At 72.3% G+C, this 16,707-nt stretch carries 16 protein-coding genes; 4 read left to right on the top strand and 12 right to left on the bottom strand.

Annotated features, from left to right (window positions below; all coding sequences use genetic code 11):
* Positions 1-44 precede the first annotated feature (44 nt).
* A complete protein-coding gene (leuA, locus tag ACZ4WV_RS33560) occupies positions 45-1,823 on the bottom strand; it encodes a 2-isopropylmalate synthase (protein WP_465752577.1) in 1,779 nt (592 codons plus the stop codon).
* Between the two features lie 324 nt (positions 1,824-2,147).
* Between leuA and ACZ4WV_RS33555 the strand changes: the two genes are divergently transcribed.
* From ACZ4WV_RS33555 to ACZ4WV_RS33540, 4 genes are read left to right on the top strand one after another with little or no spacing between them, the layout of a single operon-like run.
* Entirely contained in the window at positions 2,148-3,239 is a 1,092-nt protein-coding gene (locus ACZ4WV_RS33555) for a M4 family metallopeptidase (RefSeq protein WP_465752575.1), read from the top strand.
* Between the two features lie 21 nt (positions 3,240-3,260).
* Positions 3,261-3,527: a protealysin inhibitor emfourin gene (locus ACZ4WV_RS33550; RefSeq protein WP_057574737.1), complete on the top strand. Its 267-nt coding sequence runs from the start codon at positions 3,261-3,263 to the stop codon at positions 3,525-3,527.
* 58 nt (positions 3,528-3,585) lie between these two features.
* Complete coding sequence (locus ACZ4WV_RS33545; RefSeq protein WP_465752572.1) at positions 3,586-4,908, top strand: GH1 family beta-glucosidase; 1,323 nt, start codon at positions 3,586-3,588, stop codon at positions 4,906-4,908.
* Positions 4,905-5,999, top strand: coding sequence for an MFS transporter (locus tag ACZ4WV_RS33540; protein ID WP_465752570.1), 1,095 nt, complete (start codon positions 4,905-4,907; stop codon positions 5,997-5,999). Before ACZ4WV_RS33545 ends, ACZ4WV_RS33540 begins: the two co-directional genes overlap by 4 nt.
* Before the next feature lie 79 nt (positions 6,000-6,078).
* On the opposite strand, the gene era is transcribed toward ACZ4WV_RS33540, so the two are convergent.
* From era to ACZ4WV_RS33485, 11 genes are all read right to left on the bottom strand, one after another.
* On the bottom strand, positions 6,079-7,008 hold the full coding sequence (gene era / locus ACZ4WV_RS33535) for a GTPase Era (RefSeq protein ID WP_465752568.1): 930 nt from the start codon (positions 7,006-7,008) through the stop codon (positions 6,079-6,081).
* 60 nt (positions 7,009-7,068) lie between these two features.
* Entirely contained in the window at positions 7,069-7,227 is a 159-nt protein-coding gene (locus ACZ4WV_RS33530) for a hypothetical protein (protein ID WP_465752566.1), read from the bottom strand.
* Positions 7,228-7,379: 152 nt separating this feature from the next.
* Positions 7,380-7,733 carry a cytidine deaminase gene (locus ACZ4WV_RS33525; RefSeq protein WP_465752564.1) on the bottom strand — a complete coding sequence of 118 codons (354 nt, stop codon included), beginning with the start codon at positions 7,731-7,733 and terminating at the stop codon, positions 7,380-7,382.
* A gap of 28 nt (positions 7,734-7,761) precedes the next feature.
* Entirely contained in the window at positions 7,762-8,307 is a 546-nt protein-coding gene (locus ACZ4WV_RS33520; RefSeq protein ID WP_465752562.1) for a DUF4383 domain-containing protein, read from the bottom strand.
* Between the two features lie 25 nt (positions 8,308-8,332).
* Complete coding sequence (locus tag ACZ4WV_RS33515; protein WP_465752561.1) at positions 8,333-8,569, bottom strand: hypothetical protein; 237 nt, start codon at positions 8,567-8,569, stop codon at positions 8,333-8,335.
* Positions 8,570-8,621: 52 nt separating this feature from the next.
* Positions 8,622-9,947, bottom strand: a complete 1,326-nt coding sequence (locus ACZ4WV_RS33510; protein ID WP_465752559.1) for a hemolysin family protein — start codon at positions 9,945-9,947, stop codon at positions 8,622-8,624.
* A gap of 19 nt (positions 9,948-9,966) precedes the next feature.
* Positions 9,967-10,461, bottom strand: coding sequence for an rRNA maturation RNase YbeY (ybeY, locus tag ACZ4WV_RS33505; protein WP_465752557.1), 495 nt, complete (start codon positions 10,459-10,461; stop codon positions 9,967-9,969).
* A gap of 14 nt (positions 10,462-10,475) precedes the next feature.
* Positions 10,476-11,600 carry a PhoH family protein gene (locus ACZ4WV_RS33500; protein WP_465752555.1) on the bottom strand — a complete coding sequence of 375 codons (1,125 nt, stop codon included), beginning with the start codon at positions 11,598-11,600 and terminating at the stop codon, positions 10,476-10,478.
* A 263-nt stretch (positions 11,601-11,863) separates the two neighbouring features.
* Positions 11,864-12,787, bottom strand: a complete 924-nt coding sequence (locus tag ACZ4WV_RS33495) for a ribonuclease Z (protein WP_465752553.1) — start codon at positions 12,785-12,787, stop codon at positions 11,864-11,866.
* A gap of 5 nt (positions 12,788-12,792) precedes the next feature.
* Positions 12,793-13,146, bottom strand: a complete 354-nt coding sequence (locus ACZ4WV_RS33490) for a histidine triad nucleotide-binding protein (RefSeq protein WP_465752579.1) — start codon at positions 13,144-13,146, stop codon at positions 12,793-12,795.
* Between the two features lie 252 nt (positions 13,147-13,398).
* Complete coding sequence (locus ACZ4WV_RS33485; protein ID WP_465752551.1) at positions 13,399-16,662, bottom strand: S41 family peptidase; 3,264 nt, start codon at positions 16,660-16,662, stop codon at positions 13,399-13,401.
* Between the last annotated feature and the right edge of the window lie 45 nt (positions 16,663-16,707).

Genomic DNA, 16,707 nt, shown 5'->3' with positions numbered 1-16,707 from the left:
GAAAGAGTCGCGGGGGCGCCGAAGGGGGCGGCCGATGCCGGGCGTCAGCGGCTCGCGCGGTTGACGGCCGAGACGACCGCCTTCAGCGACGCACGCGTCGTGTTCGCGTCGATGCCGATGCCCCACAGGACCTTGTCGCCGATCGCGCACTCGATGTACGAGGCGGCCTGCGCGGAGGCGCCCTCGCTCATGGTGTGCTCCTGGTAGTCCAGCAGCCGCGCGTCGACGTCGATGCCCTGGAGGGCGTCGAAGAACGCCGAGATCGGACCGTTGCCGGTACCGGTCAGGACGGTGTCCGCGCCGTCCACCGTGGCCTCGACGGTCAGGGTGTCCACGCCGTCGTTGTCGGTGGTGGTCTGGCCGTTGTTGACCTGGATGCGGCCCCACGGGTTCTCGGGGTTGGGCAGGTACTCGTCCTGGAAGACCGACCAGATGGCGGCCGGCGTGACCTCGCCGCCCTCGGCGTCGGTCTTCTCCTGGATGATCCTGGAGAACTCGATCTGCATCCGGCGCGGCAGTTCCAGCTTGTGGTCGTTCTTCAGGACGTAGGCGATTCCGCCCTTGCCGGACTGCGAGTTGACGCGGATGACCGCCTCGTAGGAGCGGCCGACGTCCTTCGGGTCGATCGGCAGGTACGGGACCGCCCACTCGATGTCGTCCACGGTCTTGCCGGCGGCGGCCGCCTCGGCCTCCATGGCGTCGAAGCCCTTCTTGATGGCGTCCTGGTGGGAGCCGGAGAAGGCGGTGTAGACCAGATCGCCCGCGTAGGGGTGGCGCGGGTGGATCTCCATCTGGTTGCAGTACTCGCTGGTGCGACGGATCTCGTCGATCTGCGAGAAGTCGATCTGCGGGTCGACGCCCTGGGAGAAGAGGTTCATGCCCAGCGTCACCAGGTCGACATTGCCGGTGCGCTCGCCCTGGCCGAACAGGCAACCCTCGATACGATCGGCGCCCGCCATGATCGCCAGCTCGGCGGCGGCGACCGCGGTGCCCCGGTCGTTGTGGGGGTGGACGGACAGGCATACGTGCTCGCGCCGGGAGAGGTTGCGGGACATCCACTCGAAGCGGTCGGCGTGCGTGGACGGCGTGGAGCGCTCGACGGTGGCGGGCAGGTTCAGGATGATCTCGCGGCCCTCTTCGGGCTGCCAGACGTCCCAGACCGCCTCGCAGACCTCCAGGGCGAAGTCCAGCTCGGTGTCGGTGAAGATCTCCGGGCTGTACTGGTAGCCGAAGATCGTCTCGTCGCCGAGGATCTTGTCGGCGTACTCCATGACCAGCCGGGTGCCGTCCACGGCGATCTGCTTGACCTGCTCCTTCGAGCCGCGGAAGACGACCCGGCGGAAGGTGGGCGCGGTGGCGTTGTACAGGTGGACGGTGGCCCGGTGGGCGCCCCGCAGCGACTCCACCGTCCGCTCGATCAGCTCCTCGCGGGCCTGCGTCAGGACGGAGATCGTCACGTCCTCGGGGATCGCGCCCTCTTCGATGATCGAGCGGACGAACGCGAAGTCCGTCTCCCCGGAGGACGGGAAGCCGACCTCGATCTCCTTGTAGCCCATGCGTACCAGCAGGTCGAACATCTCGCGCTTACGGGCCGGCGACATCGGGTCGATCAGGGCCTGGTTGCCGTCCCGCAGGTCGGTGGAGAGCCAGCGGGGCGCGACGGTGATGCGGTTGTCCGGCCAGGTGCGGTCGGGGATGTCGACCGCCTCGTAGCGGCCGTACTTGTGGACCGGCATTCCGGAGGGCCGCTGGAGCTGCGTCGCGTTGGTGACCGGAGTGGGTCGGCCGACGGCATGACCTGCGGGGCTCGACGGATTCGTCATGGTGCGTAGGGCTCCTCGTATGTCCGCTGGGGGTCCCCCTGCTCCGGAAGAGCGAGGGAGAGGCCGACGGGGCGATAGATCGCAACACCGAACTCCGCGGGGAGGGGGTCGGCCTCGACTACAGGCCCTCGCCGCGGCAGCTAAGGAGAAGCAGCCCGAAACGCATGATGCACAGCACCCTAGCCGAGGTACGCCCTGTCCGGCGGTCGCGTATCAGTATGCGGGACCCGGCCGACGTTACGACCTAAATGCGACCAACCACACTTTTAGGGAATCTTGGACGCAGGCAGTGACAGCGGGATTACACAGTGCCACCTTTTGTGCATGGACCTCAACGACGCGCAGCCAGATCCCGCCACCCGCCACACGCCCGTCTTCTGCACGATCATCCCGCCGCACATCCTCGACAACCTGGCCCAGTCCGACGACCCGGAGCGGCACGAGCCCGCCCGCCGCACCCTGGAGCACGACCACGTGGCGCGCACCGAGCGCCGCGCGATCGCCGCCCGCGGCGGCCTCACCCCCGGCGAGCCCGGCGCCGACGCCGACAAGCCGAACCGCACCATCTACGACGCCCGGCACCGCGAGGACCTGCCCGGCAAGAAGGTCCGCAGCGAGTCCGACGGCCCCTCCAAGGACGCCTCCGTCAACCGCGCCCACGCCGGACTGGGCGCCACCTTCGAGCTCTACCTCAAGGTCTACGGCCGTAAGTCCATCGACGGCGCCGGCCTGCCGCTCAACGCGACCGTCCACTACGGCCGGCGGTACGACAACGCCTTCTGGGACGGCGAGCGGATGGTCTTCGGCGACGGGGACAACGACCTGTTCAAGGACTTCACCATCTCCGTCGACGTGATCGGCCACGAGCTCACCCACGGGGTCACCCAGTACACCGCCAACCTCGACTACCAGGGCCAGTCCGGCGCCCTCAACGAGTCGGTCTCCGACGTCTTCGGCGTACTGATCAAGCAGTACGCGCTCGGCCAGACCGCCGACGAGGCCGACTGGCTGATCGGCGCGGGCCTGCTCGCCCCGAACGTCACCGGCACCGCCCTGCGCTCGATGAAGGCCCCGGGCACCGCGTACGACGACGACGTCCTCGGCAAGGACCCGCAGCCCGCGACCATGGACGAGTACGTCCGCACCGGCCGCGACAACGGCGGCGTGCACATCAACTCGGGCATCCCCAACCACGCGTTCTACCTGGCCGCCGCCGCTCTCGGCGGATACGCCTGGGAGAAGGCGGGACAGATCTGGTACGACGTCCTGACCGGCGGCGAACTCGGCGACCGGGCCTTCTTCACCGATTTCGCCGCACTCACGGTGAAGGCGGCGCGCGAGCGGTTCGGCGACGGCGGCGACGAGTTCCAGGCCGTGCAGAAGGCGTGGGAGCAGGTGGGGGTGCGGATCCTGTAGTTCCGTACTACACAGGGACCCATGCGTATTCAGGTGAGGCGCACGGGCGGGTTCGCGGGCATCGAGCGGCAGGCCGAGGTGGACACGGCGGGGCGGCCCGACGCCGGCGAGTGGCACGCCCTGGCCGACCAGGCGGTCGCCGCCGGCCGGGGCACGCCCCCGCAGGGCGTGCCGGATGGCTTCCAGTACGAGATCACGGTGGACGGGCGGACCGTCCACGCGGCCGACCCGCGACTGACGTCGCAGCAGCGCGAGCTGATCACGAGAGTGCTGAAGGAAGGCGCCTGATCGGCAGTTCCCGTAAGGGCGTTGACTTCCTTACCCATGGGTAAGGATGATCCCGACCATGGCGAACGACACGCGCGAGGCGGCGCATCCGATCCCCCGATTCCCGGCCGACTTCCTGTGGGGCGTCTCCACGTCCGCACACCAGATCGAAGGTGCGGTGGACGGGCGCGAACCGTCCGTCTGGGACGTCTTCACCGCCGAGCCGGGACGGGTGAAGGACGGCTCCACGGCGGCGGTGGCGTGCGACCACGTCCGCCGCCACGGCGAGGACGTGGCCCTCCTCGCGGGCCTCGGCGTCAACGCCTACCGCTTCTCCGTGTCCTGGCCGCGGGTCAACGCCCCCGGCGGCCTCGACTTCTACGACCGACTCGTGGACGAACTGCTGGCGGCCGGCGTCCGCCCGGTGCCCACCCTCTTCCACTGGGACCTGCCGGCGGACCTGGACTGGCTGGAACGGGACACGGCGTCCCGGTTCGCGGAGTACGCGTCCGTGGTGGTGGACCGGCTCGGGGACCGCGTCACGAAGTGGATCACCCTCAACGAGCCCGCCGAGCACACCCTGCTGGGCCACGCTCTCGGCACCCACGCCCCCGGCAAGCAGCTCCTCTTCGACGCGCTGCCGGCCGCCCACCACCAGCTGCTCGGCCACGGTCTCGCCGTGCAGGCGCTGCGCGCGGCCGGCGCCGCGGACATCGGCATCGCCAACTCGCACGGCCCGACCTGGCCGGCCTCGCAGGAGCCCGCCGACCTGGAGGCGGCGGCGTTCTACGACCTCCTGCTCAACCGTCTGTTCGCCGAGCCGCTGCTGCTCGGCGCGTACCCGGAGGGCATCGGCGAGCTGATGCCCGGCGACGTCGCGGCCGACCTGAAGATCATCGGCGAGCCCCTCGACTGGTACGGCGTCAACTACTACGCCCCCACCCGGGTGGGCGCCCCGCAGGGCACCGAGATCGAGTTCGGCGGGATCACCATGCCGGCCGAACTCCCCTTCTCCGTGCGGGAGATCGAGGGCGTCCCGGTGACCGACTTCGGCTGGCCGGTCGTCCCCGAGGGCCTGACCGAACTCCTGACGACCTTCAAGGACCGCTACGGCGACCGCCTCCCGCCGGTCGTCATCACCGAGAACGGGTGCTCCTACGAGGGCCTCGACGACCAGGCCCGGATCGCCTACCTGGACGGCCACCTCCGCGCCCTGCACCGGGCCCTGGAGGCCGGCGTCGACGTGCGCGGCTACTTCGTCTGGTCGCTGCTGGACAACTTCGAGTGGGCTGAGGGCTACGCACGGCGCTTCGGGCTCGTCCACGTCGACTTCGCGACGCAGGCCCGCACCCCGAAGGCGTCCTACGCGTGGCTGCGGGACGTCCTCCAGGCGCAGGGATGACGACGGCGGACAGGGCCCCGGCGGCAGCGCTGGCCGAGCCCGTCGAACGGGTGGGCCGCGGCTGGACGTCGGCCCTGTCGCTGGCCAACGGGGCGATCTGGGTCGGCTGGTACGGGCCGCTCCAGATCCTCCTGGCCTCCCAGGCCGAGGACTTCGCGCCCGCCTCCGGCATGTCGAAGGAGGCGATGCTGGCCTGGGTGACGGGCGTCGGCGCGGTCGTCTCGCTGGCGGCGAACCCGCTCTTCGGCGCGCTCTCGGACCGCACGACGTCCCGCCGGGGCCGCCGCACCCCGTGGATCGTCGCCGGAACGGCGGGCGGCGCCCTGTCGCTGCTGCTGCTCGCGGAGGCGCGCGGGGTCTGGACGATGGCGCTGGGCTGGTGCCTGGTGCAGCTGACGCTGAACGCCGCCTTCGCGGCGGTGACGGCGGCCGTCCCCGACCGGGTCCCCCGGCTCCAGCGGGGTTCGGTGGGCGGCTGGCTGGGGGTCGCGCAGATCCTCGGCGTGGTCGGCGGCACGGGGCTCGCCACGGCCGCCGGGGGCGTCGGGGCGGGTTATGTGGCGTGCGCGGTGTTCACGGCGCTGGGCGTGCTGCCGTACGTGCTGCGGTACGAGGACCTGCGGCTGGCGGAGGCGGACCGGCCGGCCTGGTCCTGGCGGGGCTTCGCGGCCGGCTTCTGGCTGAGCCCGCGCCGGTACCCCGACCTCGGCTGGGCGTGGCTGACCCGCTTCCTGATGAACCTGAGCAACGCGCTGGTGCTGCTCTACCTGCTCTACTACCTGCGCGACCGCCTGCACCACGCCGACCCGGAAGGGGGCGTGCTGATCCTGACGGCGGTGCTGGGCGTCGGCTTCGGCGTGTTCACCTCGGTGGACTTCGCGCTGATGACGGACGTGCTGCCGAAGGCCGGGGACCGCGGCAAGGACCTGGGCGTCATCAACGTGGCCAACGCCCTGCCCCAGGTCGCCGCGCCCGCCCTCGCCGCCCCGATCGTGACGCACCTGGGCGGCTACCGGGTGCTGTACCTGGTGTCCGCCGTGATCTGCCTGGCGGGAGCGCTGCTCGTGAGGCGGATCAGAGGGGTGGACTGAGGCGCCGGCCGACCCGCCCTTCGCGCCGGTGCGTGCCGCCGCCGCGTGACGACGACGGCCGCACCGCCCGCTCGCGCCCTCAGAAGCCGAGCTTGCGCAGCTGCTTGGGGTCGCGCTGCCAGTCCTTGGCCACCTTGACGTGCAGGTCCAGGAAGACGGGCGTGCCGAGCAGCGCCTCGATGTGCTTGCGGGCGGTGCTGCCGACGTGCTTGAGCCGGGCGCCCTTGGCCCCGATCACGATCGCCTTCTGGCTCTGTCGCTCGATGTAGACGTTGGCGTGGATGTCCAGCAGCGGGCGGTCCGCCGGGCGGCCCTCGCGCGGCAGCATCTCCTCGACCACCACGGCCAGCGAGTGCGGGAGTTCGTCCCGCACGCCCTCCAGCGCGGCCTCGCGGATCAGCTCGGCGACCATGATCTGCTCGGGCTCGTCGGTGAGGTCGCCCTCCGGGTAGAGCCGGTCGCCCTCCGGCAGCAGCTTGGTGAGCAGGTCGGCGGCCAGCTCGACCTGCTTGTCGCCGACCGCGGAGACCGGGATGATCTCGGCCCACTCGAAGCCCAGCTCGATGCCGAGCTGGTGGACGGCGATGAGCTGCTCGGCCAGGCGCTTGGAGTCGACCAGGTCGGTCTTGGTGACGATGGCGACCTTCGGGGTCTTCTTGATCCCGGCGATCTCCTTGGCGATGAACTTGTCGCCGGGGCCGATCTTCTGGTCGGCGGGCAGGCAGAAGCCGATCACGTCGACCTCGGCCCAGGTGGTGCGCACCAGGTCGTTGAGGCGCTCGCCGAGCAGGGTGCGCGGCTTGTGCAGACCGGGGGTGTCGACCAGTACGAGCTGGGCGTCCGGGCGGTGCACGATGCCGCGCACGGTGTGCCGGGTGGTCTGCGGGCGGTCGGAGGTGATCGCGACCTTCGTCCCCACCAGGGCGTTGGTCAGGGTCGACTTGCCCGCGTTGGGGCGGCCGACGAAGCACGCGAACCCGGAGCGGTACGAGGAGGAAGGGGCATTCATGGGCTCCATTCTCCCTGATCACCGGAGCGGCGCCGTCCGGGGCCTGTGGTCACCTGCGGATCAGCCCCTGTCGTCGCCGCGTCCGGTCAGCGAGAACACCACCAGCAGCACCAGGAAGGCGATCGAGCCCCAGAGCCAGCCGGGCGAGCCGGTCTCCTGCCACTTGCCCATGCCCATCACGAACAGCAGCAGTCCGGCGATGAACGCCAACGCCCCCATGCCCCAGTCCCCTCACCGAATCCCGCCCTCGGTGAGACTATCGGCTGAACGCCTGGGGGCCGTGCCCGCGGTGCGGCCGGCGGCGCAGCTCAGCGCCCCGGCAGGCTCCCACGGCCCCGGTGTCAGTGCGTTTCCGTGCGTTCCAGTGCGTCTCAGCGGGCCTCGACCGACAGCCGCAGCGCACCGTCCGGCCCCGCCAGCAGCACCGGCGTGCCGGCCCCGCCGAGGTCCCGCACCGCGGCCAGGTCGGCCTCGGCCGGCTGCTCGGCCTCGCTCACCACGGCCGCCGCCTCCAGCGACTTCGCGCCGCTGGCCACCGCCATCGCCACCGCCGTCTGCAGGGCGCTCAGCCGCAGCGACTCCAGCGCGACCGTCCCGGCCACGTAAGTGCGACCGGTCTCATCACGCACCGCGGCCCCCTCGGGGACGCCGTTGCGGGCGCGGGCCGAGCGGGCCAGGGTGATGATCTTCTTGTTCTCGGGGTCGAGCTCGACGATGTCACTCATGCCGCTGAGCATAGGCACCCGCTCCGGATCAGTGGCCGACCGGGTGGGTCCGCCCGCGGTTGGGGTTGATGACCTTGACGAAGGTCTTCGGCCCGGAGGGCAGCGGCTCCTCGCGCTCGATCCGCCTGCGCCAGAACGGGTTGTCGTGCGGCAGGTGACCGCTCACCCGGCCGTACATGCCGAAGGTGGTCACGACGATCCCGAAGACGAAGGCGAACAGCACGTTCGACATCCGGAAGTTGAGGATGTTGGCGTCCGGCCGCCCCAGCACCGTCAGTCCGTAGAAGCCGGAGAGGACGAACAGCAGGCCGACCACCATGTTGAGGTTGGACGCGAAGTTCCCGCCGATGACCGCCCCCAGCACCAGGACCGCACCCGCCACGATGGACAGGATGGCCAGCGCCCCGTTGGTCGACAGCCCGGCGATGTCCTCGCCCTTCGTGTCCAGGAATCCCGGGTGGTCGGCGAGCCCCAGGCACCCGAACACGATCAGGAAGATCCCTCCGAGCCCCGCCCCGATCCGCCAGACCAGGAGCAGCTTGTGGTCGACGGGCAGTTCGTCTTGCAACTTCATGGCGACCTCCTGGCTCGTCCACGACCTAGCTGTACGGGTGGCTCCCCTGCATGTGGGGCACCTCGTGCATGTAGAGCGAACCGCACTGCTGGCAGCAGCGCAGCCCGGTGCCCCAGTCCTGCTCGGGCCGCGTCTCTGCGTCGTCGGGGATGGTGCGGCCGCAGAGCGCCGTCGCCGGGTCCTCGTCCCGCACCACGTGCCAGGCCCTGACCCCGCCGGCCGCCCCCTGCGGGCCGTACTCCGCCCGAAGTTTGTGCGTCATGCCCTCCATGGTCGCTCGGCGGCCCAGGACCCGCTACTCGCCGGGCGTCCCGCTACTCGCCCACCGCCTCGGCGGTCTCGGCCGTCTTGCGCACCGGCGAGGCGACCATCGAGCCGATCCGGTTGCGCCGCCCGGCCGAGGACTCGGCGGTCAGCAGGATGCCGGTCAGGCCGGTGTCCTCCGCGTCGGGCAGCGGGATCTCGCAGGAGGAACCGGGGATCGGCACCCGGCCGAGGTGCTTGGCCAGCAGCCCGCCGACGGTCTCGACGTCCTCGTCCTCCAGCTCGATGCCGAACAGCTCCCCCAGGTCCTCCACCAGCAGGCGGGCGGTGATCCGGTACGAGCCGTCGCCGAGGTCCTCGATCGGCGCGATCTCCCGGTCGTACTCGTCGGTGATCTCCCCGACGATCTCCTCCAGGATGTCCTCGATGGTGACCAGGCCGGCCGTGCCGCCGTACTCGTCGATCACGATCGCGACGTGCGAGCGGCGCTGCTGCATCTCGCGCAGCAGGTCCCCGGCCGGCTTGGAGTCGGGCACGAAGACGGCGGGGCGCATCACCGCGCCGACCTCCTCGGCCTCCGCCTCCCGGTTGATGTGGGTGCGGCGCACCAGGTCCTTGAGGTAGACGATGCCCACCACGTCGTCCTCGTTGTCGCCGACCACCGGGATCCGCGAGAAGCCCGAGCGCAGCGCCAGGGTGAGCGCCTGCCGGACGGTCTTGTGCCGCTCGATCATCACCAGGTCGGTGCGGGGCACCATCACCTCGCGCACGATGGTGTCGCCCAGCTCGAAGACCGAGTGCACCATCCGGCGCTCCTCGTCCTCGATCAGGTCGTCCTTCTCGGCGAGGTCGACCAGGGCCCGCAGCTCCGCCTCCGAGGCGAACGGCCCCTCGCGGTAGCCCTTGCCCGGGGTCAGGGCGTTGCCGAGGAGGATCAGCAGCCGCGGGATCGGGCCGAGCACCGCGGCCAGCGGCAGCAGCACGAAGGAGGCCGCGGTCGTGGTGGAGATCGGGTGCTGGCGCCCGATCGTGCGCGGCGAGACGCCCACCGCGACGAAGGACACCAGCACCATCACGCCGAACGACAACAGCACGGCCTGCCAGGTCGGGTGGATGTTGCGCACGCTCACCGCGGTGACCAGGACGGCCGCCGCCATCTCGCTGGCCACCCGGATCAGGGTCGCCAGGTTCAGGTAGCGGATCGGGTCGGAGGCGACGGTCAGCAGCCGCGCGGAGCCGCGCCGCCCGTTCCGCACGGCCTCCTCCGCCCGGAACCGGGAGACCCGGGAGATGCCCGCCTCGGCGCACGCGGCCAGCCAGCCCAGCACGACCAGGGCCACGGCACCGAGGATGAAGCTCGTACTCTCACCACTCACAGGGGTTCGGGCTCCGCGCTCAGTGGGTGGTGGGGGCCGGCGAGAGGCCGCCGAGGCCGCGGCCCGCCCGCCAGTCGTCCAGGATGCGCTTCTGGAGGGCGAACATCTCCTCCTCTTCCTCCGGCTCCTCGTGGTCGTAGCCGAGGACGTGCAGCACGCCGTGGACGGTGAGCAGCTGCAGCTCCTCGTCCATCGAGTGCTTGGAGGGGGCGGCCTTGCCCTGCTGCTCGGCGACCTCGGGGCAGAGCACGATGTCACCGAGCAGGCCCTGCGGCAGCTCGTCGCCCTCCTTGCCGGGACGCAGCTCGTCCATCGGGAACGACATCACGTCGGTCGGGCCGGGCAGGTCCATCCACTGGATGTGCAGCTCCTCCATCGCCGCACTGTCCACCAGGATCACGGACAGTTCGGACTGCGGGTGGATCCGCATCTTGTCCAGGGCGAAGCGGGCGACGTCGAGGATGGCTTCCTCATCGGCGTCCCAACCGGACTCGTTGGCGATGTCGATCGACATGACGGGCTGTGTGCTCAGCTTTCGGTGCGATGGGACTGTCGGGGTGCGCGGGCTGCTGTCGTCTTGCCGACGCGGCGCTGGGCGGCCTTGCGGCCGACCGGGGCCTGCTCGGCTTCCTGCCGGGCGTCCCAGCGCTCGTACGCGTCCACGATCCGGCCGACCAGCTTGTGGCGGACCACGTCGGTGCTGGTGAGGACGGAGAAGTGGATGTCCGGCACGTCGGCCAGGATCTCCTGGACGACCTTGAGGCCGCTCCTCGTGCCGCCCGGGAGGTCGATCTGGCTGGTGTCGCCGGTGACGACCACCCGGGAGTTGAACCCGAGGCGGGTGAGGAACATCTTCATCTGCTCGGGCGAGGTGTTCTGGGCCTCGTCCAGGATGATGAAGGCGTCGTTGAGGGTGCGGCCGCGCATGTACGCGAGCGGGGCGACCTCGATGGTGCCGGCCGCCATCAGGCGCGGGATGGAGTCCGGGTCCATCATGTCGTGCAGCGCGTCGTACAGCGGGCGCAGGTACGGGTCGATCTTCTCGTAGAGCGTGCCGGGCAGGAAGCCCAGCCGCTCCCCCGCCTCGACCGCCGGGCGGGTCAGGATGATCCGGTTGACCTCCTTGGCCTGCAGGGCCTGGACGGCCTTGGCCATCGCCAGGTAGGTCTTGCCGGTACCGGCCGGGCCGAGGCCGAAGACGATCGTGTGCTTGTCGATCGCGTCGACGTAGCGCTGCTGGTTGAGGGTCTTGGGGCGGATCGTGCGGCCCCGGTTGGAGAGGATGTTCGCGGTGAACACCTGCGACGGCGCCGGGCCGTCCGGGTCCTCCTCGCGAAGCATGGCGATGGAGCGCTCCACGGCGTCCTCCGTCAGGGGCTGGCCGGTGCGCAGCACCAGCATCATCTCGTTGAAGAGCTTCTGCACGAGGGCGACCTCGGTCCGCCCGCCGGTGGCGGTCACCTCGTTGCCGCGCACGTGGATGTCGGCGTCGGGGAAGCCCTGCTCGATCACCCGCAGCAGCGAATCCGCCGTCCCGAGCAGGGTGACCATCGGGTGCTTCTCGGGGATGACGATCCGGGCGCTCACGCGGCCGTCGTCGGCCGGTTCGGGGCGCGACTGTCCGTCGGTACGGGTCTGCGATGTGTCACTCATAGGTCGGCGCTGGGGCCTGCCTCATCCCATCCGTGGTGTCGTGTGCCGCTCGGTCTCCGGGGCACCAGGGTACGCCGCGAGCGTGATCGCTGCGGCGGGCGGCGGGGCCGCACCCGCACGATGCTGCGGCAGATCGGGGACGGACGCGAGCCCTTTTCGCACCGGGCGGATTCGTCCAGCGCCGTTCCCGGGTGACGGCGGGCCGGTCACGGGTGGCCGCGCCGTTCCCTGGTGGCCGCGCCCGTCACGGGTGGCCGCGCCGGTCACGGGTGACGGCGGGCCGGGACGGGCACCCGCATCAGGTCGGCGGCGACCACCAGTTCCCCGTCGAAGTGCTTGCGGGCGTCGGCCAGGTGCTGGCCCAGGTCCGGGTAGCGCTGGGAGAAGTGGGTCAGCACCAGGGTGCGCGCGCCCGCCTCGGCGGCGACCTTGGCGGCCTGGCCCGCGGTGAGGTGGCCGTGGTCCTCGGCGAGGTGGGCGTCGGCGTCGGTGAAGGTGGCCTCGACCACCAGCAGGTCGGCGCCCTCGGCGAGCCGGTGCACGCCCTCGCAGAGCCGGGTGTCCATCACGAAGGCGAACTTCTGGCCCGGCCGGGGCTCGCTGACCTCCTCCAGGCTGACCCGTCGGCCGTCCGCCTCGATCGCGCCCTCGTGCTGCAGCCGACCCACCGCCGGGCCGGAGATCCCCAGGGCGGCGAGGCGCTCGGGGACCAGTCGGCGGCCGTCCGGCTCGGACAGCCGGTAGCCGAAGGACTCCACCGGGTGGTCCAGCCGGACGGCGTCCAGCGCGAAGCGGGCCCCGGGGGCGGGCAGCGGGCCCGGCTCGTCGATCGGCCGGGGCCGCAGCACCGCCGTCTCGTGGTAGGCGGTGGCGTGCCGCAGCCGCTCGAAGTAGACCTCCCCGGAGGCCGGGAAGTAGACGTCCACCGGGTGCGGGACGCGGTCAAGGTTGATTCGCTGGATCACCCCGGCGAGTCCCAGGCAGTGGTCGCCGTGGAAGTGGGTCACGGCGATCCTGGTGATCTGGGTGGCCGAGACCCCGGCGTGCAGCATCTGCCGCTGGGTGCCCTCGCCGGGGTCGAACAGCAGGCCCTCGCCGTCCCAGCGGAGCAGGTAGCCGTTGTGGTTGCGGTGCCGGGTGGGCACCTGGCTGGCGGTGCCGAGGACGACGAGTTCGCGCTGGGACACGTAGGTCAGACCATGCTCTCGGTCATGTGCCTGCCGCCCAGCACGTGGACGTGGGCGTGGAAGACGGTCTGCCCGGCGCCGGCACCGGTGTTGAAGACCAGCCGGTAGTCCTCGATGCCCTCGTCCCGGGCCACCGCGCCCGCCTCGGCGAGCAGTTCGCCGGCGATCCGCGGCTCGGCGGCGGCCAGCGCGGCGGCGTTCGGGTAGTGGGCGTGCGGGATGACCAGGACGTGCACGGGGGCCTTGGGGGCGATGTCGCGGAAGGCGAGGGTGCGCTCCGTCTTGCGCACCACGGTCGCCGGGATCTCGCCCGCCACGATCTTGCAGAACAGGCAGTCGGGCTGCGGCTCGCCGGCCATCGGCTTCTCCTCGGGTTGGTCGTGGATCACGTCGGGTGGGTCGTGGATCACGGGTTCACGGGCCGTACGGCCGCAGCCTAGCCGAGCCGCGCGAGCGCCCGCCGGTGGTCCTGCGGGTGCTCGCGCGGGTGCTCCTGCGGGTGCCCGCGGCGCACCGGGGACCACGATCCGGTCCGGCACAGCGGGGCAGCCCAGCCACGCCCCGAAGCGGGGGGCCGGGATCGCCGGCGGTCCCGCTCCGGGACGCCCCCACTACGCCCAGGGCAGCGGCGGCGGCGTCCGGGCCGGGGTCCGCGCCAGGGCCGCCAGGGCGATCCGGACGGCCTCGGCCAGCTGGGGGTCCTCGCCGGCCGCCCAGTGGTGCGGGGCGAACGGCACCTCGACATCCGGGTCGACGCCGTGGTTCTCCAGGCCCCAGCCGTAGTTCTCCAGCCAGAACGCGTACTTGGGCTGGGTGACCAGCGTGCCGTCGACCAGCCGGTAGCGGCTGTCGATGCCGATCACCCCGCCCCAGGTGCGGGTGCCGACCACCGGGCCGATCCCGAGCGCCTGGATGGCGGCGTTGACGACGTCACCGTCCGAGCCGGACAGCTCGTTGGCGATCGCGACCACCGGCCCGCGCGGGGCGTCCATCGGGTACGGCACCGGGTTGTCGGTGTCCCGGATGACGTCCCAGCCGACGATCCGGCGGGCCAGCTTCTCGATCACCAGCTGCGAGGTGTGGCCGCCCCGGTTGTCCCGGACGTCGACGATCACGCCCTCCCGGGCCATCTCGGTGCTCAGGTCCCGGTGCAGCTGCGCCCAGCCGGCCGTCTGCATGTCCGGGATGTGCAGGTAGCCGAGCCGGCCGCCGGACAGCTCGCGCGTCGCGGCCCGCCGCCCGGCCACCCAGTCGTGGTAGCGCAGCGCCTCCTCGTCGGCGAGCGGGACGACCACCGGGTGGCGTCGGTCGGTGCCGTCCTTGCCGGCCACGGTCAGCTCCACCGGCTGCCCGGCGGTGCCGGCCAGCAGCGGCGCCGGGCCGGTGACCGGGTCCACCGGGCGGCCGTTGACGGCGAGCACCGCGTCGCCCGGGCGGATCGCCGCACCGGGCGCGGCCAGCGGCGAGCGGGCCCTCGGATCGGAGGACTCCCCCGGCAGGATGCGGGCGATCCGCCAGTGCTCGCCGTCCTTCACCAGGTCGGCGCCCAGCAGGCCCTGGCGCCGGGCGGGCTCGGTGTAGCGGCCGTTCGGGATCACGTAGGCGTGCGAGGTGCCCAGCTCACCGTGCACCTCCCAGAGCAGGTCGACGAGTTCGTCGTGGGAGCCGACCCGCTCGACCAGCGGCCGGTAGCGCTCCAGCACCCCTGCCCAGTCCACCCCGCCGAGGTCGGGGCGCCAGAAGTTGTCCCGCATCAGCCGGCCGGTCTCGGCGTACATCTGCCGCCACTCGGCGGCCGGGTCGACGGTCACCCGCAGCCGGGCGAGGTCGACGGTCGTCTCGTCGTCCTCGCCGCCGGCCTTGCGGTCGGCCGGGACGATCCGCAGCTCGCCCTCGTCCAGCACGGCCACCCGGGTGCCGTCCCCGCTGACCGCGAACGCGTCGACGCCGTGCACCAGTTGCTCGGCCCGGCGCTTCCTGAGGTCGAAGCGCTCCAGCACCGGCCGCGGCCGCTCCTCCTCCAGCGAGGCCGCCCCGTCGCCGAGTTCGCCGAGCAGCGGCACCCTGGTCCACAGCACGCCGTCCTTGGCCGCGGCCAGCGTGTGGAACCGGCCGCCCTCCACCGGGAACGGGACGATCCGGTCGGCGATGCCGTCCAGGTCCACCCTGGTCACCGGCGCGGCCTCGGCCCCGCCCTCGCCCTCCGCCGTGCCGTCCGCCGTGCGGCCCTTGGGCTCGTCCTCCTCCCCGCCGAGCGGCCGCCCGGCCCGCTGCGGCCCGAACGGGGACGGCGTGTCGGCGGCCAGCGTGATCAGGTACGGGCGGCAGCCGTTCGGGAAGGACAGGTCGAAGGCGTGCGCGTCGTACACCGGGTCGAAGTCGCGCACCGACAGGAAGGCCAGGTAGCGGCCGTCCGCGGTGAAGGCGGGCGAGGTGTCCACGAAGCGCTGCTGGGTGACCTCGCTGACGGTGCGGGTGGCCAGGTTCGCCAGCACGATCTGGCGCAGCGAGTACGGGCCCACCCCGTGCACCGGGCGGGACCACGCCAGCCAGGCCGAGTCCGGACTGAACGCCGGTCCGCTGACCTCCCCGTCGGTGCTGCGCTCCAGCTCGTGCACGGCGCCGTCGGCCAGCGTCACAACCAGCAGCCGGCCGTCGTGCACGCCGAGCGCCGCCTGCTTGCCGTCCGGGGAGACCACCAGGGAGTTGACCCGGCCGAGCCGCCCGGCGGCCAGCCTGCGCCGCTCGGCGCCGTGCACGGCCGGCGCGTACTCCAGGGCGTCCTCGCCCTCGGCGTCGGACACCCAGAGCACGCCCTGGGCGCCGTCCTCGCCGGGAACCACCGCGGCCAGGCGCCCGCGCACCCCCGGGGTCTCGTCCAGCACCCGGGCCGGGCCCTCCCGGTGGGTCAGCCAGTGCACGCCGCCGCGCACCACCACGGCGCCGGCCCGGCCGGTGCGGTCCGGGGCGACGGACTCCAGCCACTGCGCGGGGTGCACCGGGCCGGGGCGGCGGCCGGTGCGCGGGCCGGCCAGCCGGACGTCCAGGCGGCGCGGCTCGGCGCCGTCCAGGTCCTCCAGCAGCCAGAGGTCACCGGCCCGGTGGAAGACGACCCGGGTGCCGTCGGTGCCGGCGTTGCGGGCGTAGAAGCCGTCCGGGTCGCCGGTGTGGCGGCGCAGGTCGGAGCCGTCCGGGCGGCTGGACCACAGCTCGCCGACGCCCTCGTGGTCGGAGAGGAAGGCGATCCGGCCGCCCTGGCCGCCGGCACCGGGCACCCACAGCGGGGAGTCGAGCTGCCCGTCCAACTCCTCGTGCACGCGCGTGAATTCGTCCCGCCCGAGCCACAACTTGCCGGCCCGGCCGCCCCGGTAGCGCTTCCACCAGGCCGGCTCGCGGTTGTTGGCGGTCACCAGCAGGACGCGCTCGCCGTCCGGCTCGAAGGCCAGCCCGCCGACCGGCCCGTACGGCAGCCGCACCGGCTCGCCGCCGTCCAGCGGCACCGCGTGCGCCCAACTGTGGCGCGCGCTGGCCTCACCGGCGCTGGTGGTGGCGATCGGGCGGCCGTCGGCCGTCCAGCCCTGCACCCGGGTCTGGTGGCTGCCCCAGTGGGTGAGCCGCCGGGACGGCCCGCCGTCCACCGGCACCACGTGCACCTCCGGGGCGCCGTCCCGGGGCGAGGAGAAGGCGATGTGGCGCCCGTCCGGGGAGAACCTCGGGTGGTGCACCGGGAGGTGGTCCGCCGTCAGCCGCCAGGCCCGCCCACCGTCCAGCGGGGCCAGCCACAGGTCGTCCTCGGCGACGAAGGTGAGCAGGTCACCGTGCAGATGGGGATGGCGCAGATAGGCGCCCGCGGAGGTGCTCAGGGTGTCCGTCATCCGGCCAGCGTAGGCAGCCCCGCGTACGGGCCGCTCCGCTTTCCC

The sequence above is a fragment of the Kitasatospora sp. NPDC029312 genome (assembly GCF_055569215.1).
Note: the sequence above shows the minus strand (reverse complement) of the source record. Positions and strands in the feature narration are given on the sequence as shown.

Coding starts and splice junctions, on each gene's coding strand:
- leuA (WP_465752577.1), bottom strand. CDS start 1,823: ATGACGAATCCGTCGAGCCCCGCAGGTCATGCCGTCGGCCGACCCACT.
- ACZ4WV_RS33555 (WP_465752575.1), top strand. CDS start 2,148: ATGGACCTCAACGACGCGCAGCCAGATCCCGCCACCCGCCACACGCCC.
- ACZ4WV_RS33550 (WP_057574737.1), top strand. CDS start 3,261: ATGCGTATTCAGGTGAGGCGCACGGGCGGGTTCGCGGGCATCGAGCGG.
- ACZ4WV_RS33545 (WP_465752572.1), top strand. CDS start 3,586: ATGGCGAACGACACGCGCGAGGCGGCGCATCCGATCCCCCGATTCCCG.
- ACZ4WV_RS33540 (WP_465752570.1), top strand. CDS start 4,905: ATGACGACGGCGGACAGGGCCCCGGCGGCAGCGCTGGCCGAGCCCGTC.
- era (WP_465752568.1), bottom strand. CDS start 7,008: ATGAATGCCCCTTCCTCCTCGTACCGCTCCGGGTTCGCGTGCTTCGTC.
- ACZ4WV_RS33530 (WP_465752566.1), bottom strand. CDS start 7,227: ATGGGGGCGTTGGCGTTCATCGCCGGACTGCTGCTGTTCGTGATGGGC.
- ACZ4WV_RS33525 (WP_465752564.1), bottom strand. CDS start 7,733: ATGAGTGACATCGTCGAGCTCGACCCCGAGAACAAGAAGATCATCACC.
- ACZ4WV_RS33520 (WP_465752562.1), bottom strand. CDS start 8,307: ATGAAGTTGCAAGACGAACTGCCCGTCGACCACAAGCTGCTCCTGGTC.
- ACZ4WV_RS33515 (WP_465752561.1), bottom strand. CDS start 8,569: ATGACGCACAAACTTCGGGCGGAGTACGGCCCGCAGGGGGCGGCCGGC.
- ybeY (WP_465752557.1), bottom strand. CDS start 10,461: ATGTCGATCGACATCGCCAACGAGTCCGGTTGGGACGCCGATGAGGAA.
- ACZ4WV_RS33500 (WP_465752555.1), bottom strand. CDS start 11,600: ATGAGTGACACATCGCAGACCCGTACCGACGGACAGTCGCGCCCCGAA.
- ACZ4WV_RS33490 (WP_465752579.1), bottom strand. CDS start 13,146: ATGGCCGGCGAGCCGCAGCCCGACTGCCTGTTCTGCAAGATCGTGGCG.
- ACZ4WV_RS33485 (WP_465752551.1), bottom strand. CDS start 16,662: ATGACGGACACCCTGAGCACCTCCGCGGGCGCCTATCTGCGCCATCCC.